Below are 21450 nucleotides of genomic sequence, written 5' to 3' on the forward strand. Positions count from 1 at the left end.
ATGCCTGTGCTCGAGGCCGAGCAGCAGACCGCCGTGCTGGACGGTGCCTGGCAGGTGCACCCCAAGGTGGCCGTCCGCCCGGAGCCCTTCGGCGCGCTGCTGTACCACTTCGGCACGCGGCGGCTGTCCTTCCTGAAGAACCACACCGTGGTCGGCATCGTGCAGTCGCTGGCCAACCACCCCGACGCGCGGTCGGCCTGCCTGGCCGCCGGGGTCGGCGAGGCGGCGCTGCCGTCCTACGCCGCCGCCCTGGCCACGCTCGTCGAGTCCACGATGATCATCAGGAGAGATGCCGCATGACCGCAGTGCTGGATCCAGCTGCCGTGCTCGAGCCCCCCACCACCACGGCACCGCCCAAGGTGGGACGGTTGATCGACCAGTTCGAGCTCGGCCTCGACGCACCCATCTGCCTCACCTGGGAGCTCACCTACGCCTGCAACCTGGCGTGCGTGCACTGCCTGTCCTCCTCGGGCAAGCGCGACCCGCGCGAGCTCAGCACCGAGCAGTGCAAGGCCGTCATCGACGAGCTGCAGCGCATGCAGGTGTTCTACGTGAACATCGGCGGTGGCGAGCCCACCGTGCGCTCGGACTTCTGGGAGCTGGTGGACTACGCCACCGCGCACCAGGTGGGCGTGAAGTTCTCCACCAACGGCGTGCGCATCGACCGCGCCGTCGCCGAGCGCCTGGCCGCCAGCGACTACGTGGACGTGCAGATCTCCCTGGACGGGGCCACCGCCGAGGTCAACGACGCCGTGCGTGGCACAGGCTCGTTCGACATGGCCTGCCGCGCGCTGCAGCACCTGGCCGACGCCGGCTTCGCCGACGCCAAGATCTCCGTCGTGGTCACCCGGCAGAACGTCGGCCAGCTGGACGAGTTCAAGGCACTGGCCGACCGCTACGGCGCCACCCTGCGCATCACCCGCCTGCGACCGGCCGGCCGCGGCGCGGACGTGTGGAACGAGCTGCACCCCACCATGGCCCAGCAGCGCGAGCTCTACGACTGGCTGGTGCGCAACGGCGAGGGCGTGCTCACCGGCGACTCCTTCTTCCACCTGGCCGCCTTCGGTGACGCCCTGCCCGGGCTCAACCTGTGTGGCGCCGGGCGCGTGGTCTGCCTGATCGACCCGATCGGCGACGTCTACGCCTGCCCGTTCGCCATCCACGACGCCTTCCTGGCTGGCAACCTGCTCAACCCCGGTGGCTTCCAGGAGGTGTGGCAGAGCTCGGAGCTGTTCACCGACCTGCGCTCCCCGCAGACCGGCGGCGCGTGCAGCAAGTGCCAGCACTTCGACGCCTGCCGCGGCGGCTGCATGGCGGCCAAGTTCTTCACCGGCCTGCCGCTGGACGGGCCGGACCCGGAGTGCGTGCAGGGCTACGGCGAGGTGGCGCTGGCCGACGTGGCCGGCGACGTCCCCAAGCCCACCGGCGACCACTCGCACTCCGGACCCGTACGAGGCCAGGCGCCCAAGCCTGTCCCGCTCACGCTGATGGTCAAGCCACCGGTGAGCTTCTGCAACGAGAACCCACTGGCAGGGATGAGCTGAATGAGCAAGAACGCATGGTTCGAGACCGTCGCCGAGGCGCAGCGCCGCGCCAAGAAGCGGCTGCCCAGGTCGGTCTACGGCGCGCTGGTCGCCGGCTCCGAGAAGGGCATCACCGTCGAGGACAACACCGCGGCGTTCGCCGAGCTGGGCTTCGCCCCCCGGGTGGCCGGGCTGTCGGGCTCCCGCGAGCTGGCCACCACGGTCATGGGCCAGCCCATCTCCATGCCGGTGCTCATCTCGCCGACCGGGGTGCAGGCGGTGCACCCCGAGGGTGAGGTGGCCGTGGCCCGGGCCGCCGCCAACCGCGGCGTCGCGGTCGGCCTGTCGTCCTTCGCCAGCAAGTCCGTCGAGGAGGTCGCCGCGGTCAACCCGCAGACGTTCTTCCAGATGTACTGGGTGGGCAGCCGCGAGGTGCTGGTGCAGCGGATGGAGCGGGCCCGCGCGGCCGGCGCCGTCGGGCTCATCATGACCCTGGACTGGTCGTTCTCCAACGGACGCGACTGGGGCAGCCCCACCATCCCGGAGAAGATGGACCTCAAGGCGATGGCCCGCTTCGCCCCGGAGGGCATCACCCGCCCGAAGTGGCTCTACGAGTTCGCCAAGACCGGCCGGGTCCCCGACCTGACCACCCCCAACCTCACGCCACCCGGCGGCGAGGCGCCCACCTTCTTCGGCGCCTACGGCGAGTGGATGAACACCCCGCTGCCCACCTGGGAGGACGTGGCCTGGCTGCGCGAGCAGTGGGGTGGGCCGTTCATGCTCAAGGGCGTGATGCGGGTGGACGACGCCAAGCGGGCCGTGCAGGCCGGCGTCACCGCCATCTCCGTGTCCAACCACGGGGGCAACAACCTGGACGGCACCCCGGCGCCCATCCGGGCGCTGGCGCCCATCGTGGACGCCGTCGGCGAGGACATCGAGGTGGTGCTCGACGGTGGCATCCGCCGCGGCAGCGACGTGGTCAAGGCCGTGGCCCTGGGGGCGCGCGCGGTGATGATCGGCCGCGCCTACCTGTGGGGCCTCGCGGCCAACGGGCAGGCCGGGGTGGAGAACGTGCTGGACATCCTGCGCGGCGGCATCGACTCCGCCGTGCTGGGCGTGGGCCGCTCCTCCATCCACGACCTCACCCGTGACGACGTCTACGTGCCGCCGGGCTTCGTCCGGGACCTCGGCGCGCACGAGCCCGCCGCCACCCGGAGCTGATGGCCGGACTGCTGCTCCGGCCCGTCACGCTGGCGGGCCGGACGGCGTCCTCGCGGGTGCTCTTCGGCCCGCACGAGACCAACCTGGGCGCGGGCCGGGCGTTCTCGCCCGCGCACGTCGCCCACTACGCCCGGCGCGCCGCGGGCGGCGCCGGCGTGGTGGTCACCGAGACCGCGTCGGTGCACCCGGGGGACTGGCCCTACGAGCGGGCCCCGCTGGCCGCCGAGTGCGGACCGGGCTGGGCGGACGTGGTCGCCGCCTGCCGACCCCACGGAACCCTGGTGCTGGCCGGGCTGGGCCACGCCGGGGTGCAGGGTTGCAGCGCCCACAGCCAGACCGTGCTCTGGGCGCCGTCCCGGGTGGCCGACGTGGTCTCCCGCGAGCTGCCCATGGCGATGGAGCAGGCCGAGCTGGATGCGGTGGTGGCAGGCTTCCGGGCCGCCGCCGCGCTGGCCGTGCAGTCCGACGTGGACGGGGTGGAGGTCGACGCCGGGGCGATCAGCCTGCTGCGGCAGGCGCACTCCGGGCTGACCAACCTGCGCGACGACGCCTACGGCGACGACCGGTTGCTGCTCACCCGGCAGGTGCTGGCGGCCGTGCGCGACGAGCTGGGGCCGGGCCGGGTGCTGAGCCTGCGGCTGAGCTGCGACGAGCTGGCCCCGTGGGGCGGGATCACCCCGGAGGAGGCGCTGGATCAGGTGGCGGAGCTGTCGCCGCTGGTGGACCTGCTGGTGGTGGTGCGCGGCGGCCCGTACTCCGTGGACGCCTACCGGCCCGACCGGCACACCGCGCCCGGGTTCAACCGGGAGCTGTGCGCGGCGGTGCGGGTGGTGAGCGTGGCGCCGGTGGTGCTGCAGGGCAGCGTGGTGGACCCGGCGACGGCCGAAGCCGCGCTGGCCGGCGGGGTGTGCGACGCGGTGGAGATGACCCGGGCGCTGATCGCCGACGCCGAGCTGGTGGCCACGCTGCGGGCGGGCGGGGCGCCGCGGCCGTGCGTGCTGTGCAACCAGGAGTGCCGGGTGCGGGACCCGCGCAACCCGGTGGTGAGCTGCGTGGGCGACCCGGTGGCTGCCCCCCTCTCCGGCGTTCAGGTCCCTCGTCGCCCGTTTTCGGACCCGACAAGGGCGACCAGGGCCCGCAACGCCGTGGTGGTGGGCGGTGGCCCGGCCGGGCTGGAGGCCGCACGGGTGCTCGCCGACGGCGGCGTGCAGGTGCGGCTGCTGGAGCGCGCGCCGCAGCTCGGGGGCCTCGCCCGGGTGGCCGTGGGCTTTGCCCCGCTGGTGGACTGGCTGGAGCAGCAGTGCCGCCGGCTCGGGGTGGAGCTGGTGACCGGCTGCGAGGTGGGGCCGGGGGAGCTGGTCGGGGCGGCGGTGGTGCTGGCCACCGGCAGCGTTCCCGCCCCGCGGGGGGTGGCCGGCGACGCACCGTGGTTCACTGCCGCCGAGGTGCTCGCGGGGGCGCCCGTGTCCGGGCCGGTGCTGGTGCACGACCCGGTGGGCGGGCCGGTGGGCGTGGCGGTGGCCGAGCACCTCGCCGCCGCCGGCCGTCCGGTGGCGGTGGTGACCGCGGACCCGGTGGTGGGTGCCCAGCTGGGCCGCACCGGCGACCTCGCCGCCGCCAACACCCGGCTGCAGCAGGCCGGGGTGCGCCGTGAGCTGAGCACCCTGCTGCGCTCGGCCGGTGGCGGGGTGGCGGTGCTGGAGAACCGCTACACCGGGCAGCGCCGTGAGGTGGCGTGCGCTGCGGTGGTGGACTGCGGGCACCGGCTGCCCGACCACACCCTGGACGTGCCCGGCGCGGTGCGGGTGGGCGACTGCGTGGCGCCGCGCACCGTCGCCGAGGCCGTGCGGGAGGGCCGCCGGGCCGCGCAGGCGGTGGTCGCGGCATGAGGCTGTTCACCCCGCTGCAGGTCGGGCCACTGGCGCTGGCCAACCGGGTGGTGTTCACCGCGCACCTCACCAACGCCGCCGTGGACGGGCTGCCCACCGCCCAGCACGCCGCGTACTACGCCGCCCGTGCTGCCGGTGGCGCCGGGCTGGTGATCACCGAGGAGCACTCGGTGCACCCCTCCGACGGGGCCTACGAGAAGCTGATCCGCGGCCACGACCCGGCGGTGCTGCCCGGGTACCGGCTGATCACCGACGCGGTGCACGCGCACGGGGTGCCGGTGCTGGCCCAGCTCAACCACAACGGCGGCCAGGCGTCGTCGCTGTACACCCGCACCCCGGTGCTCGCCCCCAGCCCGGTGCCCGACCCGCTGTTCCGCGAGGTGCCCACCGCGCTGACCCACCGGCAGATCGCCGAGCTCGTGGCCGGCTACGCCGACGTCGCCGCCCGCTGCGTGGCCGGCGGCTTCGACGGGGTGGAGCTGCAGGCCAGCCAGTCCTCGCTGCTGCGCTGCTTCCTGGCCCCGGCCACCAACACCCGCACCGACGGCTACGGCGGCGACCTGCCCGCGCGGGCCCGGTTGTTGCTGGAGGTGGTCGACGCGGTGCGCGAGGTGCTCGGCCCGGACAAGGCGCTGGGGGTGCGGCTGAGCGGGCACGACGGCATCGAGCACGGCGTGACGCTGACCGACGCCGTCGCGGTGGCGCGGCTGGTGGAGGCGACCGGGTCGGTGGACTACCTGAACACCACCCTGGGCGTGGCCACCTCCACCCAGCACCTGATCACCTCGAGCATGCGCACCCCCGCCGACCACGCCCACCCGGTGGCGCGGGCCATCAAGGCCGCCGTGGCGCTGCCGGTGATCGGGGTCGGTCGGTTCACCCGCCCCGAGCAGGCCGAGCAGGCGCTGGCCGACGGGGTCTGCGACCTGGTGGGCGTGGTCCGGGCGCAGGTGGCCGACCCGGACTTCGCCACCAAGGCCCGCACCGGGCGGGCCGCGGAGATCCGCAGCTGCCTGTCCTGCAACCAGGAGTGCGTGGGCCGGGTGGGGCTCAACCGGTGGCTGGGCTGCGTGGTCAACCCGCACGCGGGCCGGGAGTCGGTCCCGCTGCCCGCGCCGGTGCGCCGAGCCCGCCGCGTGGTGGTGGTCGGCGGTGGGCCGGGTGGTCTGCGGGCCGCGGCCACCGCCGCCGAGCGCGGCCACCGGGTGACGCTGCACGAGCGCGCCGACCGCCTCGGCGGCCAGGTGCTGCTGGCGGCGAGCGCCCCGGGCCGGGCCCAGCTGGGCGCGGTGACCGCCGACCTCGCCGCGGAGTGCGCGCGGCGAGGGGTGCAGGTGCACACCGGCTCGGAGGTGAGCGCCGCGCAGCTGCTCGCCGAGGGCCCTGAGGTGGTGGTGCTGGCCACCGGGGCCCGCCCGGTGCGCCAGGCGTGGGCGGGGGAGTGCCCGCGGGTGGTGCACGTGCGCGACGTGCTCGCAGGGCGGGTGCGGCCCACCGGCACCGTGCTGGTGCACGACGAGCTGGGCTTTCACCAGGCCCCCTCGGCGGCCGAGGCGCTGGCGGCCCGCGGCTGCGCGGTGACGGTGAGCACCAGCGCCATGGTGGTGGCGCAGGACCTCGGGCTCACCCTGGACACCGAGGGCTGGCAGCGCCGCGCGCACGCCGCCGGCATCGACCAGCGCACCGACCTGGTGCCGCGGGGGGTCGCCGAGCAGGACGGCCGGCTCGCGGTCACCCTGCTGCACCACCCCACCGGTGCGGAGTCGGTGTGCGTCGTCGACTGGGTGGTGTGCGCGGTGCACCAGGAGCCGGAGGACGAGCTGTGGCGCGCGCTGGCGGGCTCCGGGCTGCCGGTGCACCGGGTGGGTGACTGCCTCACCCCGCGCCGGTTGCACGCCGCGGTGCTCGAGGGCGAGCGGGTGGCCCTGGCGTTGTGACGGTGCGCGTTGTGACGGCGCGTGAGCGCAGCTCTACCCGCCGAACATGCCGGTAACAGTTGTGCGGTTTGCCCCGACAATCCCCGGTCATCTGTGGCCGAGCGGCTCGGTCGCGCGATGACGGGGGGAGCGGGGGACGCACAGGCCAGCAGTGGCGTGCGCGCCTCGCGCCAGCGCACACTCGGGAAACGGGTGGCGGGCTCGTCAGGACAACCAGCACCAAGGGGGTCTGGTGTGACTGTAGTGATCTGCGTGCTCGGGCTGGTCGTTGTCTGCGTCGGCGCGGCGGCGCTCATTCCCGGCCGCTTCACCTGGTTGCGGGCCAACCCTGGCACGCCGGGCGTGCTGGTGGCGGTGGGTGTGCTGCTCTTCGGCTCCGGCATCGCGCTCTCGCCCAACCTCGAGCCCGCCGGTACCACCAGTCCGACACCCGGTGCCCCGGCCCCCGGCGCACAACCCACGGAGACCACCACCTCGCCGCCGGTGAACCCCGTCCTCGCCCCCGAGCAGCCCACCGCCGGACCGCCCGCGCCCCCCGTGGGCTCGACCGGGGCGCCCTCGTCCTCCGGGTCCCGGCCGGGCACGCCGGCGCCCGTGCCGCAGCTTCCCGGTGTGCAGCCGCCGTCCGCCGCTCCCCAGCCTCCGTCGGTCGTCCCCCCGGCGCCGTCGCGTCCGCCGACGTCCAGCCAGACCGGACCTGGTCGGCCGACCGTGCCTGCGCAGCCCACCCAGCCGCCGCCGGCCCCGACCGTCCCGCCGCGCACGACGCCGCCGCGCACGACGCCGCCGCCGGTGCAGACCACGCCGCCGCCGGTGCAGACCACCCCGCCGCCGGTGCAGACGACACCACCGGTGCAGACCACCCCGCCGGTGCAGACGACACCACCGCCGCCCGCCCCCACCACGCCCGTCGAGACCGTCACCCCGCCGCCCACCGAGGGGGAGCCCGGTACCGGCGGCGTGGCCCCGCTGACCTCGACCGGGACGGGCAGCTCCGTGCCCGGAGGCACCGGGCAGAGCGGCGCTCCCTGACCGGCCGGCCGCTGGTTCAGCGCCGGCCCGTGGCGTTCGGCTGCTCGGTGCGCCACCACGCCACCGTCTCGCGCACCGCCTGCGTCAGCGGGGTGGGTGCCAGCCCGAGCAGCTCCTCGCTGCGGCGGGAGTCGAGCACGAACGGCTGCTCGAACTGGTAGAGCATCTCGGCCAGCTCGCGCAGGCTGCCCGGCACCAGGGCGCCCGCTCGCAGCACCCACGACGGCAAAGTCCTGACCGTGGCGGGCACGCCGGCGGCCTCAGCCAGGGCATGCACCAGCTGGCGCTGGGTGAGCGCGGGACCGGTCGGGGCGTGCAGCACCGAGCCCCACACCTGCGGCCGGGCCGCCGCGGCCACCATGGCGCCGGCGTAGTCGGGCACGTAGGTGAAGGAGTGCGGCTGGTCGGCGCTGCCCATCACCCGGACCGTGCGACCGGCCAGCACCGCCCCGACCATCCGGTCGCCCGCGTGCGCGGTGTGCACGTGCGGGCCGAAGAAGTCCGAGGCCACCACGCTCACCGTCGGCGTGGCGGAGGCCTGCCGGGCGCGCAGGAGCTCGGTGCGCATGCCGCGCTTGCCGCCGGTGGCCGCCCGCGGGCTGTCCTCGGTCATCGGCCGGGAGGGCTCGGAGTAGGAGTACAGGCTCTCCGGGAACACCACCACGCTGTCGGCCGCCGCGCGCAGCACCGCCTGCTCCATCGCAGGCAGCGCGGTGGCCCACGCTGCGGCGGAGTAGGCGGCGTGCGCGCAGTGGTACACGGCGGTGGCTCCGTCGACGGCCGCGCGCAGCGCCGACTCGTCGTGGACGTCCACCGCGCGCCGCTCGATGTTCTCGTGCCGCGGACCGGAGCCGGAGCGGGTGAGCAGGCGGACGTGGTGGCCGGCGTGGGCCAGCTGGGTGGCGACGGTGCGGCCGACCGGGCCGGCGCCGGTGATCACGTGCAGTGCGCTCATGAGGCGCTCCCTTCCAGGGTGAGAGAGCAGTGCTCTCTGAACTCCCTCGAGTGTGGTCTGCGTCGGCCTCATGGTCAAGAGCAGTGCTCTCGAAAGTTGACGGTGCTCTCGGGTCTGGCAGACTGGCCGCCGTGCCCACCCCGCGAGAACAGGCCCGCACCCGGACCATCGCCGACATCACCCGGCTGGGCCGCGAGCACCTGGCCGAGCACGGTGCCGCCGGGCTGAGCCTGCGCGCGATCGCTCGCGACCTGGGCGTGGTGTCCTCAGCCGTCTACCGCTACGTGCCCAGCCGCGACGACCTGCTCACCCTGCTGGTGGTGGACGCCTACGCCGAGCTGGGCGAGGCCGTCACCCGCGCCGAGTCGGACGCACCGCGCACCGACCTGCAGGCCCGCTGGCGGGCGCTCGCCGGGGCCGTCCGCGGCTGGGCGCTGGCCGAGCCGAGCCGGTACGGACTGGTGTTCGGCACCCCGGTGCCCGGCTACCACGCACCGGCCGAGCAGACCACCGTGCCGGGCACCCGGGTGGTCGCGCTGCTGCTGCAGCTGGCCGCGGACGCGGAGGCCGCCGGCTGCCGTCCCGCCAGCTCGGCGGGACCGGTCGAGCCGTCGCTGCACGCCGATGCCGAGCGCGTCCGGGCCGAGCTGGAGGTGGACGTGTCCGACGCGATGCTCACCGCCACCGTGCTGGTCTGGGTCGCCCTGTTCGGGGCGGTCAGCTTCGAGGTGTTCGGCCAGTACGGCAAGGACACCTTCGCCCAGCCCGAGGTCCTCTTCGCCGCGCTGGTGGACCTGCTGGCCGGCGTGCTCGGCATCGGGCCGACGTGAGCCGCGGCGCCCGCGGTCGCGCCACCGCGCCGCTGCCGGTGCGCGCCGGGCTCAACCCCACCCGGCTGCGCCTGCCCGACGACGGGGCCTGGGCCACCGTGCTCGACTACCTGCTGCACCGCTTCCCCGACGACGCGGTGCGGCTGCGGGAGAAGGTGGCCGGGGCAGAGGTGCTCGACGCCGCCGGCACCCCGGTGACCGCGACGTCGCCGCTGCAGCCCGGTGGGTTCGTCTACCTCTACCGGGACCCGCCCACCACCGAGGTGCGGGTGCCCTTCGAGATCGAGGTGCTGCACCGGGACGAGAACCTGCTGGTGGTGGACAAGCCGCACTTCCTGGCCAGCACCCCGCGTGGGGTGCACGTGGTGGAGTCGGCGCTGGTGCGGCTGCGGCGCGAGCTGGACCTGCCCGAGCTGAGCCCGGTGCACCGCCTGGACCGGCTCACCGCCGGGGTGCTGGTGCTGACCACTCGGCGCGAGGTGCGCGGGGCCTACCAAGGGTTGTTCGACCGCCGCGAGGTGAGCAAGACCTACGAGGCGGTGGCCGCGCACGACCCCGCGCTGGCGCTGCCTCGCACCGTGCACAGCCGCATCGTCAAGCGCCGCGGCGTGCTCACCGCCCAGCAGGTGCCCGGCCCGGCCAACGCCGAGACACGGGTGGAGCTGGTGGCGGTGCACGGTGACCGGGCCCGGTACCGGCTGCGCCCCACCACCGGGCGCACCCACCAGCTGCGGGTGCACCTGTGCTCGCTGGGCATCCCGATCGTCGGCGACAGCTTCTACCCAGTGGTGCACGACGTGCCGGTGGACGACTACTCCTCCCCGCTGCAGCTGCTGGCCCGCGAGCTCTCCTTCACCGACCCGGCCACCGGGGTGCGCCGGACGTTCACCAGCCGGCGGCGGCTGGCGCTGGATCCGGCACCGGCCTGAGTGATCCCGCTCACCGGGACCCGTGGCCACCGTCGCCCGTGCTGGCGAGAGAGTCGGGCCATGTCTGACAACAGCTCTGTGCGCCCTCGGCTCGCCCGCGACGTGACCACCTGGGCCCAAGAGGCCGACGTGGTGGTCGCCGGGTACGGCGTGGCCGGGGCCAGTGCCGCGGTGGGGGCCGCGCAGGCCGGGGCCGACGTCCTGGTGCTGGAGCGCACCAGCGGCTGGGGCGGGGCCGCGTCGCTGTCCGGTGGCTTCATCTACCTCGGCGGCGGCACCTCGGTGCAGCAGGCGTGCGGGTTCGAGGACAGCCCGGAGAACATGAAGGCCTTCCTGGCCGCCGCGATGGGCGAGGGGGTGGACGAGGCCAAGCTGGACGCCTACTGCTCCGGCAGCGTCGCCCACTTCGACTGGCTGGTGGAGTGCGGGGTGCCGTTCAAGCCGACCTTCTGGGACCAGCCGGGCTGGGAGCCGCCGGGCGACGACGGCCTGCAGTACACCGGCGGGGAGAACGCCGCGCCGCTCAACGCCATCGCCACCCCCGCCCCCGCGGACACGTGCCGCAGATGAGCGACAAGCGCACCGGCGAGAAGGGCGGTGGCTACATGCTGATGAAACCGCTCACCGACCTCGCCACCGAGCTGGGCGTGCGCAGCGCCTACGACATGCGCGTGCAGAGCCTCGTCGTTGACGACGACGGCCGGGTGGTTGGGCTGATCGCCAAGCAGTACGGCGAGGAGGTGGCCGTGCGCGCCCGCAAGGGCGTGGTGCTGGCCATGGGCAGCTTCGCCTACAACGAGCAGATGGTGCAGGCCTACGCCCCGCGCCTGGTGGGCCGGCCGGCCGCCTCCATCGAGGAGCACGACGGGCGGGCGATCCAGATGGCCCAGGCGCTGGGCGCGGACCTTGCGCACATGGACGCCACCGAGGTCGCCTTCTTCTGCGACCCGCAGCTGTTCATCCGCGGCATCCTGGTCAACGCCCGCGGCCAGCGCTACGTCACCGAGGACACCTACCCCGGCCGCGTCGGGCAGGCCACCCTGCAGGACAACGGCAACCAGGCGTTCCTGGTGATCGACGAGGCCGCCTACGAGGAGGCGCTGACCACGCCCAGCTCCACCGAGCTGCTGCGCCACCGGCCCAAGTGGGTGTGCGAGACGGTGGCCGAGCTGGAGGGCGAGATGGGGCTGCCCGAGGGCTCGCTGGAGGCGACGGTGCAGGTCTACAACACCCACGCGGCCACCGGCACCGACCCGGTGCTGGGCAAGAAGGCGGAGTGGCTCAAGCCGATCGGCTCCCCGGTGGCCGCCATCGACCTGCGCAACATGACCGGCGGGTTCACCCTGGGCGGGCTGCGCACCACCGTCGACTCGGCGGTGGTGCACGTCTCCGGCGAGCCCATCCCCGGCCTGTTCGCCGCGGGGCGCTGCACCTCCGGGCTCTCCGCCGGCGGCTACGCCAGCGGCATCTCCCTGGGCGACGGCAGCTTCTTCGGCCGCCGCGCGGGCCAGGCCGCCGCGAGCCAGTAGCCGTTGCTCGGCGCCCTCGGTGACGGCCTGGGCGCGCAGCGAGTCCAGCACCACCGGCGAGGCCAGCGGAGGTCCGTGCCGGGCACCCCGCCAGCTAGCGTGAGCACCGTGACCGGGCCAACGTGTTTCAGCACCGCGGGTGACCTGGCCGGGCTCACCTGGCCGGAGGTGCCCGCCGACGCGCTGCTGGTGGTGCCGGTGGGCTCGGTGGAGCAGCACGGCCCGCACCTGCCGCTGGACACCGACGCTCGGGTGGCCAGTGCGGTGGCCCGGGAGCTGGTGCGCACCACCGCCGGCGCGGTGCTCGCGCCCGCGGTGCCCTACGGGGCGAGCGGGGAGCACGAGAGCTTCCCCGGCACCATCTCCATCGGCACCGAGGCGCTGCGCACCCTGCTCGTCGAGCTGGGCCGCTCCGCCTGCCGGTGGGCGCCCCGGCTGGTGCTGGTCAACGGCCACGGCGGCAACGCCCAGGCGCTGGTGCAGGCCGTGCGGCTGCTGCGCCAGGAGTCCCGCGACGTCGCCTGGCTGCCCTGCGCGGTGCCCGCCTCCGCCGCCCACGTCCCCGACGCCCACGCCGGGCGCACCGAGACCTCCCTGCTGCTGGCGCTGCACCCCGCCGACGTGCGCACCGCCGTCGCGGCCGCCGGAGCCACCGCCCCGGTGGCCACCCTGATGCCCGCGCTGCGAGCCGGCGGGGTGCGCGCGGTGAGCGCCAACGGGGTGCTGGGTGATCCGGCGGGCGCGCACACCGCGGAGGGCGAGCAGCTGCTGGCCGCGCTGGCCGAGCAGGCCGCTGGGGCCGTGCGCCGCTGGGCGCCCGACACCAACGGGATGCTGTCGTGAGCCGGATGGCGGTGGTGACCGGCACCGGCATGCCCGCCAGCGCCGTCTCGCCGGGCTCCACCCGCACGCTGTGAGCACCCCGGCCCTGCCGCTGGGCTTCCGGGTGCAGCTCGACCGCCGGCTGTGGTGGCTCGACCGGGGTGCGGCCGTCCTCGGTGGGTCCCCGCCGCGGCTGCTGCGGCTGCGCCCGGCCGCCCGAGAGCGGCTGGCCGAGCAGCCGATGACGGTGCGCGACAGTGCCAGCGCGGCGCTGGCCCGCACCCTGCTCGACGCCGGGGTGGCCCACCCGCGCCCCGTCGGCGGACCCACACCCGAGCAGGTGACGGTGGTGGTCCCGGTGCGCGACAACGCCGCCGGGGTGCAGCGGCTGCTGGCCGCGCTGACGCCCGGCACCCCGGTCGTGGTGGTCGACGACGGCTCCGGCAGCGCCCACCGGCGGCAGCTGGCGACGGTGGTGGCCGAGCACGGCGCCGAGCTGGTCCGCCACCCCACCAGCCGCGGCCCGGCCGCCGCCCGCAACACCGGCCTGGCCCGGGCCCGCACCCCGTTCGTGGCCTTCCTGGACTCCGACGTGGTGCCCACCCCCGGCTGGCTGACCGCGCTGCTGCCGCACCTGGCCGACCCGGCGGTGGCGCTGGTGGCCCCGCGGATCGTGGCGCTGCCGGCCGGGCGCGGCTGGGTGGCCCGCTACGAGACGCTGCGGTCCTCGCTGGACCTGGGCCCGCGCGAGGCGGGCGTGCTGCCGCGCAGCCGGGTGGCCTACGTGCCCAGCGCCGCGCTGCTGGTGCGGGTGGCCGCGGTCAGCGGCGACGAGCGCGGCTGCTTCGCCGCGGAGATGTCGGTGGCCGAGGACGTGGACCTGTGCTGGCGGCTGCACGCCCGCGGCTGGCGGCTGCGCTACGAGCCCGCCGCCCGGGTCGCCCACCAGCACCGCACGCGAGTAGGCACCTGGTTGCGCCGCAAGGCCTTCTACGGCACCGGTGCCGCCCCGCTGGCGGCGCGGCACCCCCGGCAGGTGCCGCCGGTGGTGCTGGCGCCGTGGACGGCGGTGGCGGCGGCGCTGCTGCTGACCGGACGGCGCACGGGCGTCACGGGTGCGGTGGTGGTGACGGCGGTGGCCACGGTGCGCCTGTCCCGCAGCCTCACCGGGCTGCACCACCCGCTGGCCACCGCGGCGGTGCTGGCCCCGCGCGGGCTGTACGGCGCGCTCACCCAGCTGGCGTCGGCGGCGTGGCGGTCGTACTGGCCGGTGACGCTGCTGGTGGCGGCGCTCTCCCCTCGAGCCCGGCGGGTGCTGCTGGCCGCGGGGGTGCTGGACGGGCTGGCGGACTGGGCCACCCACCGCGACACCACCCCCCGCCGGGACGGGTCAGCACCCTCCCGGCTCGACCCGCTGCGCTACCTGGTGGCCAAGCGGCTCGACGACCTGGCCTACGGCACGGGGCTGTGGTGGGGTGCGCTGCGGGCGGGGGAGCCGGCGGCGCTGCGCCCGGAGCTCACCCGGTGAGCAGGCCGGTCGCTACCGTGACACCCATGACGGGACAGCGGCCGGGGCGCGACCGCGACGAGGAGGGCCGGGCCCGCAACGCCCGTCCCCGCGACGGCCTTGGCCGGCCCCTGCCCTACGGCACCGCCGGGGTGGAGCGTGCGCCCGAGGGCCTGCACCGCACGCCGGAGCAGACCCTGGCGGAGGCGCAGGAGCTGCTGGACGCGGGCATGCCCTTTCACGCCCACGAGGTGCTCGAGGACGCCTGGAAGCTGGCGCCGGAGCCGGAGCGGGCGCTGTGGCGAGGCCTGGCCCAGCTGGCGGTGGGCCACACCCACTGCCTGCGCGGCAACGTCCGCGGAGCCCAGGCCCTGCTCACCCGCGCGGCCGACGTGCTGGCCGAGCAGCCCGCGCCCGGCCCGCACGGGGTGGACGTGGCCGGCCTGGTGGCGTGGGCCCGGGAACTGAGCGCGGCGCTGCCCGGCGGGGTGCCCACCGACCTCTCCGCGCCGGTGCTGCGCCGGCGCTGACCGGGCCATCGCCGGAGATTGCGTTGCCTCCAAGCGAAATTGCGCTGTGTCGCCCGGTCGGTCGCCCGGGCGGTCTCAGCGCAGGAGCCGGGGTCGCCACGCTAAGAGATCGACCCGGCAAGCCGATGAGACAGGTCACTGGCCGTGCATGATGAAGCGCGCGAGTGAGTTTCGCCAGTCGTAGACCGCCCCCACGGCGGCATCGTGCAGCTGGTTGCGGGCTTGAACCGGGGGGTTGGGGTTGTCCACGGACACGAGAGCGGACGCGGGGCCGGACCGTCCTGCGGGCCGAGGCGTCGCGGCGCAGATCGACCTCGCCCGGCTGGCCCGCCTGCTGGCCGTGGTGGTCGAGGAGCACCGAGACTGGCGTGACCTCGTCCGCGACGTGGCCGAGCACCTGGGCGCGCTCTTCGCCAGCGCCGTGGTGGCGATCGACAAGGTGGTGGTGACCGACGGCTCCGCCAGCATCACGCCGCTCGTGCTGGTGCCGGCCGCCGAGGAGAAGGTCGCCAACCACGCCGCGCTCGAGGAGGCGGTGCGCACCGGTCGGGCAGTGCACCTGGCCGGACCCGACGTGCTGCCCCAGGCGCTCGCCGCCGGGCTGCCGCACGTGGGGATCTGCGTGCCGAGCGCGGACACCACGGTGCTCTCCCTGTACCGCCAGTCCGGCACCCCGTTCACCACGGCCGAGGCGGAGCTGGTGACCATCGTGGCCAGCTACCTGTCGCTGGTGATGCGCCGGCTGCAGCGGGTGGCCCAGCTGCGCAACCTGGCCGAGCACAGCGTCCGGATCGGCACGCGCCGCAGCGAGCAGGACGTGCTGGACCTCGCGGTGGAGGGAATCCTGCCGCTGCTGGAGGCCGATGCCGCCTGCGTGGTGCTGCTCGACGACGGGAGGATCGCCCGCTGCGTGGCCCAGCGTGGCCTGAACGCCGAGCTGCTCTCCACCTGGAGCGGACACCTGCGCCCGGACCTGCTGCACCAGCTGACGCAGGAGCGCCGGCCGCTGCGCCTGGCCGACATCCGCAACCAGCTCCCCGAGCGGGCCGGCTGGCGTCCCCGCGCGGGGGTGACCGTGCCGGTGGAGGTGGACGGCACGGTGGTGGCCCTGCTCGGGGCCTTCCGGCGCAGCGGCTGGGAGTTCAGCTCCGACGACGAGTACGTGCTGACGCTGCTCGCCAGCCAGGTCGCCTCCGCCATGACCAACGCCCGGGCGGTGCTCACCGGTGAGCGGCGTCGGCAGGCCGCCGAGTCGCTCGGTGCGCTGTCCTCGGCGCTCAACTCCAGCCTCAGCGCCGCCGAGGTGGCGAGCCGGTTCTGTGCCGCCATGGTGGAGCACTCCGGCGCCGACCGCTCCGCGCTGCTGCTGCTGGACGACGACAGCACCCGGCTGGTCCCGATGTGTGTGTCCCCGCAGCAGGAGGGCGGCTTCCTGGCGCGCTTCCGCGGCCCGCTCGGCTGCATCATGGTGGACGAGCACCCCACCCTGCAGCAGGCCGTGACCGGTCTGCGCGCGGTGACGGCCGCCGTCACCGACGACGCCAGCGGTGCTGCCCGCTGGCTGCACGCCCAACCCCTGGTGGTGCACGGCGCCGCCGTCGGGGTGGTGCTGCTGGAGTGGTTCGCCGCCGACCGGCCGCAGCCGCAGGAGATGCTCGGCCTCATCGCCGACATGGCCGGCACCGCGCTGCAGCACGCCCGGCTGTTCGAGCGCGCCGAGCAGAGCGGCCTGCAGCTGGCGGCGCTGCACGACGTGGCGGTGGCCATGAACAACGACGACGACCTCGGCGCCACCCTGCAGCGGGTGGCCGAGTCCACGCTGCAGATCACCGGGGCCCGCACCGGCTGGATCACCCTGGTCGACCCCGACGGGGTGGGGGCCACCCACGTGGCCGTCGTCGGCGACCCCGACATCATCAAGGACAGCACCGTCCGGGGCGGCACCACCGCCAACATGCACCGCAACATCGGGGGCTGGGCGGTGGCGCACTCCAGGACGGCCTGGGTGCCCAACACCGCCGCCGGCATCAGCGAGCCACCGGAGGCGGCCGAGTGGTTGTTCGACCGCACCCCCGGCTGTGTGGTGGTGGTGCCGCTGCCCGGCCGCGGCGGCACCTCGCTGGGGTTCCTGTCCCTGCGCCACCCCGAGCCGTACTTCCTCAGCCGCTCGTGCCTGCCGATCCTGCAGCGCTTCGCCACCGAGACCGGCCTGGCCGTGGAGAACCACCGTGAGCTCGAGGCCCGGCGCTCGCTGGAGCGCCAGCTGCGCGAGCAGGCCTCGGTGGATCCGCTGACCGGCCTGGCCAACCGCACCCGGCTGGGCGTCCTGCTGGGAGAGGCCCTGCGGCGCACCGATCAGGAGCACTGCCTCGGTGTGGTGTTCCTCGACCTCGACCGGTTCAAGACCATCAACGACAGCCTGGGCCACGCCGCCGGCGACGAGCTGCTCACCGCGGTGGGTCAGCGCCTGGAGGCGGCGGTGCGCCCGGAGGACGTGGTGGGCCGCCTCGGCGGCGATGAGTTCGTGGTGCTGCTCAACCGGCTGGCCCGACCCACCGCCACGGCCGAGGCCGAGCTGGTCGGCGGACGCATCCTGGCGGCGCTGACCGAGCCCTTCCCGGTGGGCCAGCGCTCGGTGTTCGTCTCCGCCAGCATCGGCCTGGCCGTGGCGCACGGCAGTGAGCACGACGCGGAGAGCCTGCTCCGCGAGGCCGACATCGCGATGTACCGCGCCAAGGCCGCGGGCAAGGCGCAGGTCGCCGTGTACGAGCCGTCCATGAGCGTGGCCGGCCTGCTGGACATGGAGAGCGACCTGCGCCAGGCGCTGGACCGCCAGGAGCTGGAGGTGCACTACCAGACCATCGTGGAGGTGGGCACCGGCCGGCCGGTGGGCATCGAGGCGCTGACGCGGTGGAACCACTGCACCCGCGGCGCGGTGCCACCGGACGAGTTCATCTCCCTGGCCGAGGACACCGGCCTGATCCGGCGGCTGGACCAGTGGGTGCTGGAGACCGCGCTGCGCGACGTCGCCCGCGTGCGCCAGGAGTGGCCCGAGATCGGCGTCAACGTCAACCTCTCGGCGCTGCACGTGCACGAGCCGACGCTGCCCGCGCGCATCCGTGGGCTGCTCAAGGAGCACGGGGTGAGCCCGCAGGCGCTCACCCTGGAGATCACCGAGACGGCGTCGCTGTGGGACCCCGCCCGCACCATGGGCAGCCTCCGCGACCTGCGCTCGCTCGGGGTGGGGGTGGTGGTGGACGACTTCGGCACCGGCTACTCCAACTTCAGCTACCTCAAGCAGCTGCCGCTGCGCGGGCTGAAGATCGACCGCAGCTTCGTGCAGAACCTGGACCAGGACGAGGACGCCGCCATCGTCACCGCCCTGCTCACCCTGAGCCAGACGCTGGGCCTGGAGGTGATCGCCGAAGGGGTGGAGACCGCGCAGCAGCAGGAGAAGCTGCTGGAGCTGGGATGCTCGCGCGCGCAGGGCTTCCTGTTCTCCCGGGCGGAGCCGGTGGCGGTGCTGCTGGAGCGGCTGCGGGTGGAGCTGGCCCCGGCCTGAGCGCCGGAGTTGCCGGGAACGTCCACGCGGCGCAGGGTGAGTGTGACTCGCGTCACCGCAGCCGCGGGTCCTGGTCAGCGAGGAGAACCCCAGATGAAGACCAAGGCCGCAGTAGTCGTCGAGACCGGCAAGCCCATCGAGCTGATGGAGCTCAACCTGGACGGGCCCAGAGCGGGGGAGGTGCTCATCCGCTACACCCACGCGGGTCTGTGCCACTCCGACGTCCACATCCAGCACGGCGACCTGGAGGCCCGGCTGCCCATGGTGCTCGGCCACGAGGGCGCAGGCGTCATCGAGGAGGTCGGTCCCGGCGTCACCCGGGTCAAGGCCGGGGACAACGTGGTCTGCTCGTTCATCCCCAACTGCGGGGTGTGTCACTGGTGCGCCACCGGCCGGCAGTCCATCTGCGACATGGGCGCCAACATCCTGGAGGGCTACCTGCCCGGGCCCCGCTTCCCGTACACCGGACCCGACGGCGACTACGGCGCGATGTGCATGCTCGGCACGTTCTCCCAGTGGGGCGTCATCCACCAGAACTCCGTGGTGAAGGTGGACGACGACCTGCCGCTGGACAAGGCGGTGCTGGTCGGCTGCGGCGTGCCCACCGGGTGGGGCTCGGCGGTGAACACCGCGAACGTGCGCCCCGGCGACACGGTGGTGGTCTTCGGCATCGGCGGGATCGGCATCAACGCCGTGCAGGGTGCGGCCTACGCCGGCGCCAAGAACCTCATCGCCGTCGACCCGCTGGAGAACAAGCGGGAGAAGGCGATGGAGCTCGGCGCCACGCACGCGGTGGCCACCGGCGAGGAGGCGCAGCAGCTGGCCGTCGACCTCACCAGGGGCGTGGGGGCGGACAGCGCCATCGTCACCGTCGGCCTGGTGGAGCAGCAGGTGGTGAGCGAGGCGTTCAACGCCATCGGCAAGGGCGGCAGCGTGGTGCTCACCGGGCTGAACCGGCTGGACGTGCAGAACGTGCAGCTGCCCGGCTCGATCATGACGCTGTTCCGCAAGAGCGTGAAGGGCAGCCTCTTCGGCGACTGCAACCCCACCACCGACATCCCAAAAATCTTGGGGCTGTACCAGAGTGGTGACCTCAAGCTGGACGAGCTGATCACCAGGACCTATACCCTCGACCAGGTGAACGAGGGCTACAGCGACCTGCTCGAGGGCAAGAACGTGCGCGGCGTGATCGTGCACGAGCACACGTGAGCACTCTGCTCACTGCGGCGGGGCCTGTTGCGACAGGCCCCGCCGCTGCGGTGGTGGGCCGCCACCGGGAGGTCGAGCTGCTCGTGGCCGCCCTGGACTGCGGCGCCCACGTCCTGCTGGAGGGCCCACCCGGCACCGGCAAGACCACCCTGCTGCGCTCGGTGGCCGCGGCCGGGTCGGTGCCGTTCGTCTTCGTGGAGGGCAACGCCGAGCTCACGCCCGGTCGGCTCATCGGGCACTTCGACCCCGCCCAGGTGCTCAGCGAGGGCTACAGCCCGGACGTCTTCGTCGACGGCCCGCTGGTGCAGGCGATGCGGGCCGGGTCCCTGCTCTACGTGGAGGAGGTCAACCGCGTCCCGGAGGAGACCCTGAACGTGCTCATCACGGTGATGAGCGAGGGCGAGCTGCACGTGCCGCGGCTGGGCCGGGTGCCGGCCGCCGCGGGCTTCCGGCTGGTGGCCGCGATGAACCCGTTCGACGCGGTGGGCACCGCCCGCATCTCCGCCGCCGTCTACGACCGCTGCTGCCGCATCACCATGGGCTACCAGTCGGCGCAGGACGAGGCCGACATCGTGGTGCTGCGCGGCCCGGCCGTGCCCGACCCCTGGCGCGCGCAGGTGGTGGACCTGGTGCGCCGCACCCGCGAGCACCCGGACGTGCGGATCGGCTCCTCGGTGCGCGGCGCCATCGACCTGGTGCGGCTGGCGGTGTCGCTGTCCGGGCTGCGCGGGCAGGAGCCCACCAGCTGGCTGGTGGGCCTGGACGCGGCCCTGGTGGCGCTCTCCGGCCGGGTGCGCCTGCAGGAGTCGTGCGGGCGGGCGCCGGAGGAGATCGTCCGCGAGCTCTACGTGGCGGTGTTCGGCGCCGAGCCCACCGACGACGACCCCGCCGACGAGTCCGAGCCCACGGGGGACGGTGGTGCGTCGGGGGGAGCGTGAGCCCGCCCAGCGCGGGCGAGGAGCCACCACCAGCCCGGCGCGACCGCGGTCCGCGCCAGCGCACCACCCCGCGCTCCGAGCTCTCCCGCGCGCCCGAGTTCGAGCAGGTCTCCCCGGAGGTGGGCCAGCTGGACGAGGAGGCCTTCGACGCCGCGGCCGCCGCCGATCCCGACGCGGCGCTGACCCTGCTGGCGGACATGGCCACCGCCACCGACGAGGGCCTGCGTGCCGCCGCGCGACGGCTGGCCGCCCGGGTGGTGCTCGACCGTGCCCGCACCGGCCTGGCCCGCAGCCGCGGGGTGCGCCGGCTGCGCCCGGTGCCGGCCGACCGCGGCGGCGACCTGGACGTGGACGCCTCCCTGGACGCCGTGCTCGACGCCCGCGCGCAGGGCAGGCAGCCGGGGCTGGACGAGCTCACCGCCCGCCAGTGGGGCCGCCCGGAGCTGGCGCTGTGCCTGCTGGTGGACACCTCCGGGTCGATGGGTGGGGCCCGCCTCGCCGCGGCCGCCCTCACCGCGGCCGCGTGCGCGCTGCGGGCGCCGGGGGAGCACGCGATCGTCTCCTTCGCCCGGACGGTGACGGTGCTGCGCGCGATCACCTCGCAGGCGCCGGCCTCGGCGGTGGTGGACTCGGTGCTCACCCTGCGCGGGCACGGCACCACCTCGCTGGCGGCGGGGCTGCGCGCGGCCGGGGAGGAGCTCGCCCGCAGCAGCGCCGAGCGACGGGTGGTGGTGCTGCTCAGCGACTGCCGCACCAGCGAGACCGAGGACCCCGCCCTGGTGGCGGCGCGGCTGCCGGAGCTGGTGGTGCTCGCCCCGGCCGACGACGACGAGGAGGCGGTGGCGCTGGGGCGGCGCAGCGGGGCGCGGGTGGCCGCGCTGCGCGGTGTGGCCGACGCGCCGGCCGTGCTCGCTGCGCTGCTGGTCTAGCGCTCGCAGGGCGGCCGAGCCAACGGCGCGAACCGGTCTCCCCGCCCGCACTTGCCGCAGCCGCCGCTCTGCGCAAGGGTGGGCTGTGAGCCCGGTCACGTTGCGCCC

Annotated in this window: 16 protein-coding genes and 1 pseudogene; 16 read left to right on the top strand and 1 reads right to left on the bottom strand. The window is 74.9% G+C overall.

Annotated features, from left to right (window positions below; genetic code table 11):
- The 6 genes from mftB to ELX43_RS02465 all read left to right on the top strand — a co-directional run bounded on the left by mftB (position 1) and on the right by ELX43_RS02465 (position 7602).
- On the top strand, positions 1-300 hold the full coding sequence (gene mftB, locus ELX43_RS02440) for a mycofactocin biosynthesis chaperone MftB (RefSeq protein WP_127781979.1): 300 nt from the start codon (positions 1-3) through the stop codon (positions 298-300).
- On the top strand, positions 297-1544 hold the full coding sequence (mftC, locus tag ELX43_RS02445; RefSeq protein WP_127781980.1) for a mycofactocin radical SAM maturase: 1248 nt from the start codon (positions 297-299) through the stop codon (positions 1542-1544). The genes mftB and mftC overlap by 4 nt, the downstream gene beginning before the upstream one ends.
- Positions 1545-2744 (top strand): pre-mycofactocin synthase MftD, encoded by a 1200-nt coding sequence (gene mftD / locus ELX43_RS02450; RefSeq protein ID WP_127781981.1) that lies wholly within the window; start codon positions 1545-1547, stop codon positions 2742-2744. It abuts the gene before it with no gap.
- A complete protein-coding gene (locus ELX43_RS02455; RefSeq protein ID WP_127781982.1) occupies positions 2744-4633 on the top strand; it encodes a mycofactocin system FadH/OYE family oxidoreductase 1 in 1890 nt (629 codons plus the stop codon). The genes mftD and ELX43_RS02455 overlap by 1 nt, the downstream gene beginning before the upstream one ends.
- The gene (locus ELX43_RS02460; RefSeq protein WP_127781983.1) at positions 4630-6570 is read left to right on the top strand and encodes a mycofactocin system FadH/OYE family oxidoreductase 2; all 1941 of its coding nucleotides are present in this window, start codon (positions 4630-4632) and stop codon (positions 6568-6570) included. The genes ELX43_RS02455 and ELX43_RS02460 overlap by 4 nt, the downstream gene beginning before the upstream one ends.
- A 234-nt stretch (positions 6571-6804) precedes the next feature.
- Complete coding sequence (locus ELX43_RS02465; RefSeq protein ID WP_127781984.1) at positions 6805-7602, top strand: hypothetical protein; 798 nt, start codon at positions 6805-6807, stop codon at positions 7600-7602.
- A 16-nt stretch (positions 7603-7618) separates the two neighbouring features.
- On the opposite strand, the gene ELX43_RS02470 is transcribed toward ELX43_RS02465, so the two are convergent.
- Positions 7619-8557: an NAD-dependent epimerase/dehydratase family protein gene (locus ELX43_RS02470; RefSeq protein ID WP_127781985.1), complete on the bottom strand. Its 939-nt coding sequence runs from the start codon at positions 8555-8557 to the stop codon at positions 7619-7621.
- Between the two features lie 131 nt (positions 8558-8688).
- Between ELX43_RS02470 and ELX43_RS02475 the strand changes: the two genes are divergently transcribed.
- The 10 genes and pseudogenes from ELX43_RS02475 (at position 8689) to ELX43_RS02520 (ending at position 21342) form a co-directional block, all read left to right on the top strand.
- The gene (locus ELX43_RS02475; protein ID WP_127781986.1) at positions 8689-9387 is read left to right on the top strand and encodes a TetR/AcrR family transcriptional regulator; all 699 of its coding nucleotides are present in this window, start codon (positions 8689-8691) and stop codon (positions 9385-9387) included.
- The gene (locus ELX43_RS02480; RefSeq protein ID WP_241249672.1) at positions 9384-10316 is read left to right on the top strand and encodes a pseudouridine synthase; all 933 of its coding nucleotides are present in this window, start codon (positions 9384-9386) and stop codon (positions 10314-10316) included. Before ELX43_RS02475 ends, ELX43_RS02480 begins: the two co-directional genes overlap by 4 nt.
- A gap of 60 nt (positions 10317-10376) precedes the next feature.
- A pseudogene (locus ELX43_RS02485) lies at positions 10377-11845 on the top strand (FAD-dependent oxidoreductase).
- 108 nt (positions 11846-11953) lie between these two features.
- Positions 11954-12688 (top strand): mycofactocin biosynthesis peptidyl-dipeptidase MftE, encoded by a 735-nt coding sequence (gene mftE, locus ELX43_RS02490; protein ID WP_127781987.1) that lies wholly within the window; start codon positions 11954-11956, stop codon positions 12686-12688.
- Positions 12689-12758: 70 nt separating this feature from the next.
- Positions 12759-14195, top strand: a complete 1437-nt coding sequence (gene mftF, locus ELX43_RS02495; protein WP_127781988.1) for a mycofactocin biosynthesis glycosyltransferase MftF — start codon at positions 12759-12761, stop codon at positions 14193-14195.
- Between the two features lie 26 nt (positions 14196-14221).
- Positions 14222-14704: a DUF309 domain-containing protein gene (locus tag ELX43_RS02500; protein ID WP_127781989.1), complete on the top strand. Its 483-nt coding sequence runs from the start codon at positions 14222-14224 to the stop codon at positions 14702-14704.
- A gap of 241 nt (positions 14705-14945) precedes the next feature.
- The gene (locus ELX43_RS02505) at positions 14946-18266 is read left to right on the top strand and encodes an EAL domain-containing protein (protein WP_127781990.1); all 3321 of its coding nucleotides are present in this window, start codon (positions 14946-14948) and stop codon (positions 18264-18266) included.
- A 93-nt stretch (positions 18267-18359) separates the two neighbouring features.
- Positions 18360-19475, top strand: coding sequence for an NDMA-dependent alcohol dehydrogenase (locus ELX43_RS02510; RefSeq protein ID WP_127781991.1), 1116 nt, complete (start codon positions 18360-18362; stop codon positions 19473-19475).
- A complete protein-coding gene (locus tag ELX43_RS02515; protein WP_127781992.1) occupies positions 19472-20413 on the top strand; it encodes a MoxR family ATPase in 942 nt (313 codons plus the stop codon). Before ELX43_RS02510 ends, ELX43_RS02515 begins: the two co-directional genes overlap by 4 nt.
- On the top strand, positions 20410-21342 hold the full coding sequence (locus ELX43_RS02520) for a vWA domain-containing protein (RefSeq protein ID WP_241249674.1): 933 nt from the start codon (positions 20410-20412) through the stop codon (positions 21340-21342). The genes ELX43_RS02515 and ELX43_RS02520 overlap by 4 nt, the downstream gene beginning before the upstream one ends.
- Positions 21343-21450 lie beyond the last annotated feature (108 nt).

It is taken from the genome of Rhodococcus sp. X156 (assembly GCF_004006015.1).
GTDB lineage: Bacteria > Actinomycetota > Actinomycetes > Mycobacteriales > Mycobacteriaceae > X156.

Bases quoted from the DNA above. Each gene is read 5' to 3' on its own strand.
- mftB (WP_127781979.1), top strand. From the start codon at position 1: ATGCCTGTGCTCGAGGCCGAGCAGCAGACCGCCGTGCTGGACGGTGCC.
- mftC (WP_127781980.1), top strand. From the start codon at position 297: ATGACCGCAGTGCTGGATCCAGCTGCCGTGCTCGAGCCCCCCACCACC.
- mftD (WP_127781981.1), top strand. From the start codon at position 1,545: ATGAGCAAGAACGCATGGTTCGAGACCGTCGCCGAGGCGCAGCGCCGC.
- ELX43_RS02455 (WP_127781982.1), top strand. From the start codon at position 2,744: ATGGCCGGACTGCTGCTCCGGCCCGTCACGCTGGCGGGCCGGACGGCG.
- ELX43_RS02460 (WP_127781983.1), top strand. From the start codon at position 4,630: ATGAGGCTGTTCACCCCGCTGCAGGTCGGGCCACTGGCGCTGGCCAAC.
- ELX43_RS02470 (WP_127781985.1), bottom strand. From the start codon at position 8,557: ATGAGCGCACTGCACGTGATCACCGGCGCCGGCCCGGTCGGCCGCACC.
- ELX43_RS02500 (WP_127781989.1), top strand. From the start codon at position 14,222: ATGACGGGACAGCGGCCGGGGCGCGACCGCGACGAGGAGGGCCGGGCC.
- ELX43_RS02510 (WP_127781991.1), top strand. From the start codon at position 18,360: ATGAAGACCAAGGCCGCAGTAGTCGTCGAGACCGGCAAGCCCATCGAG.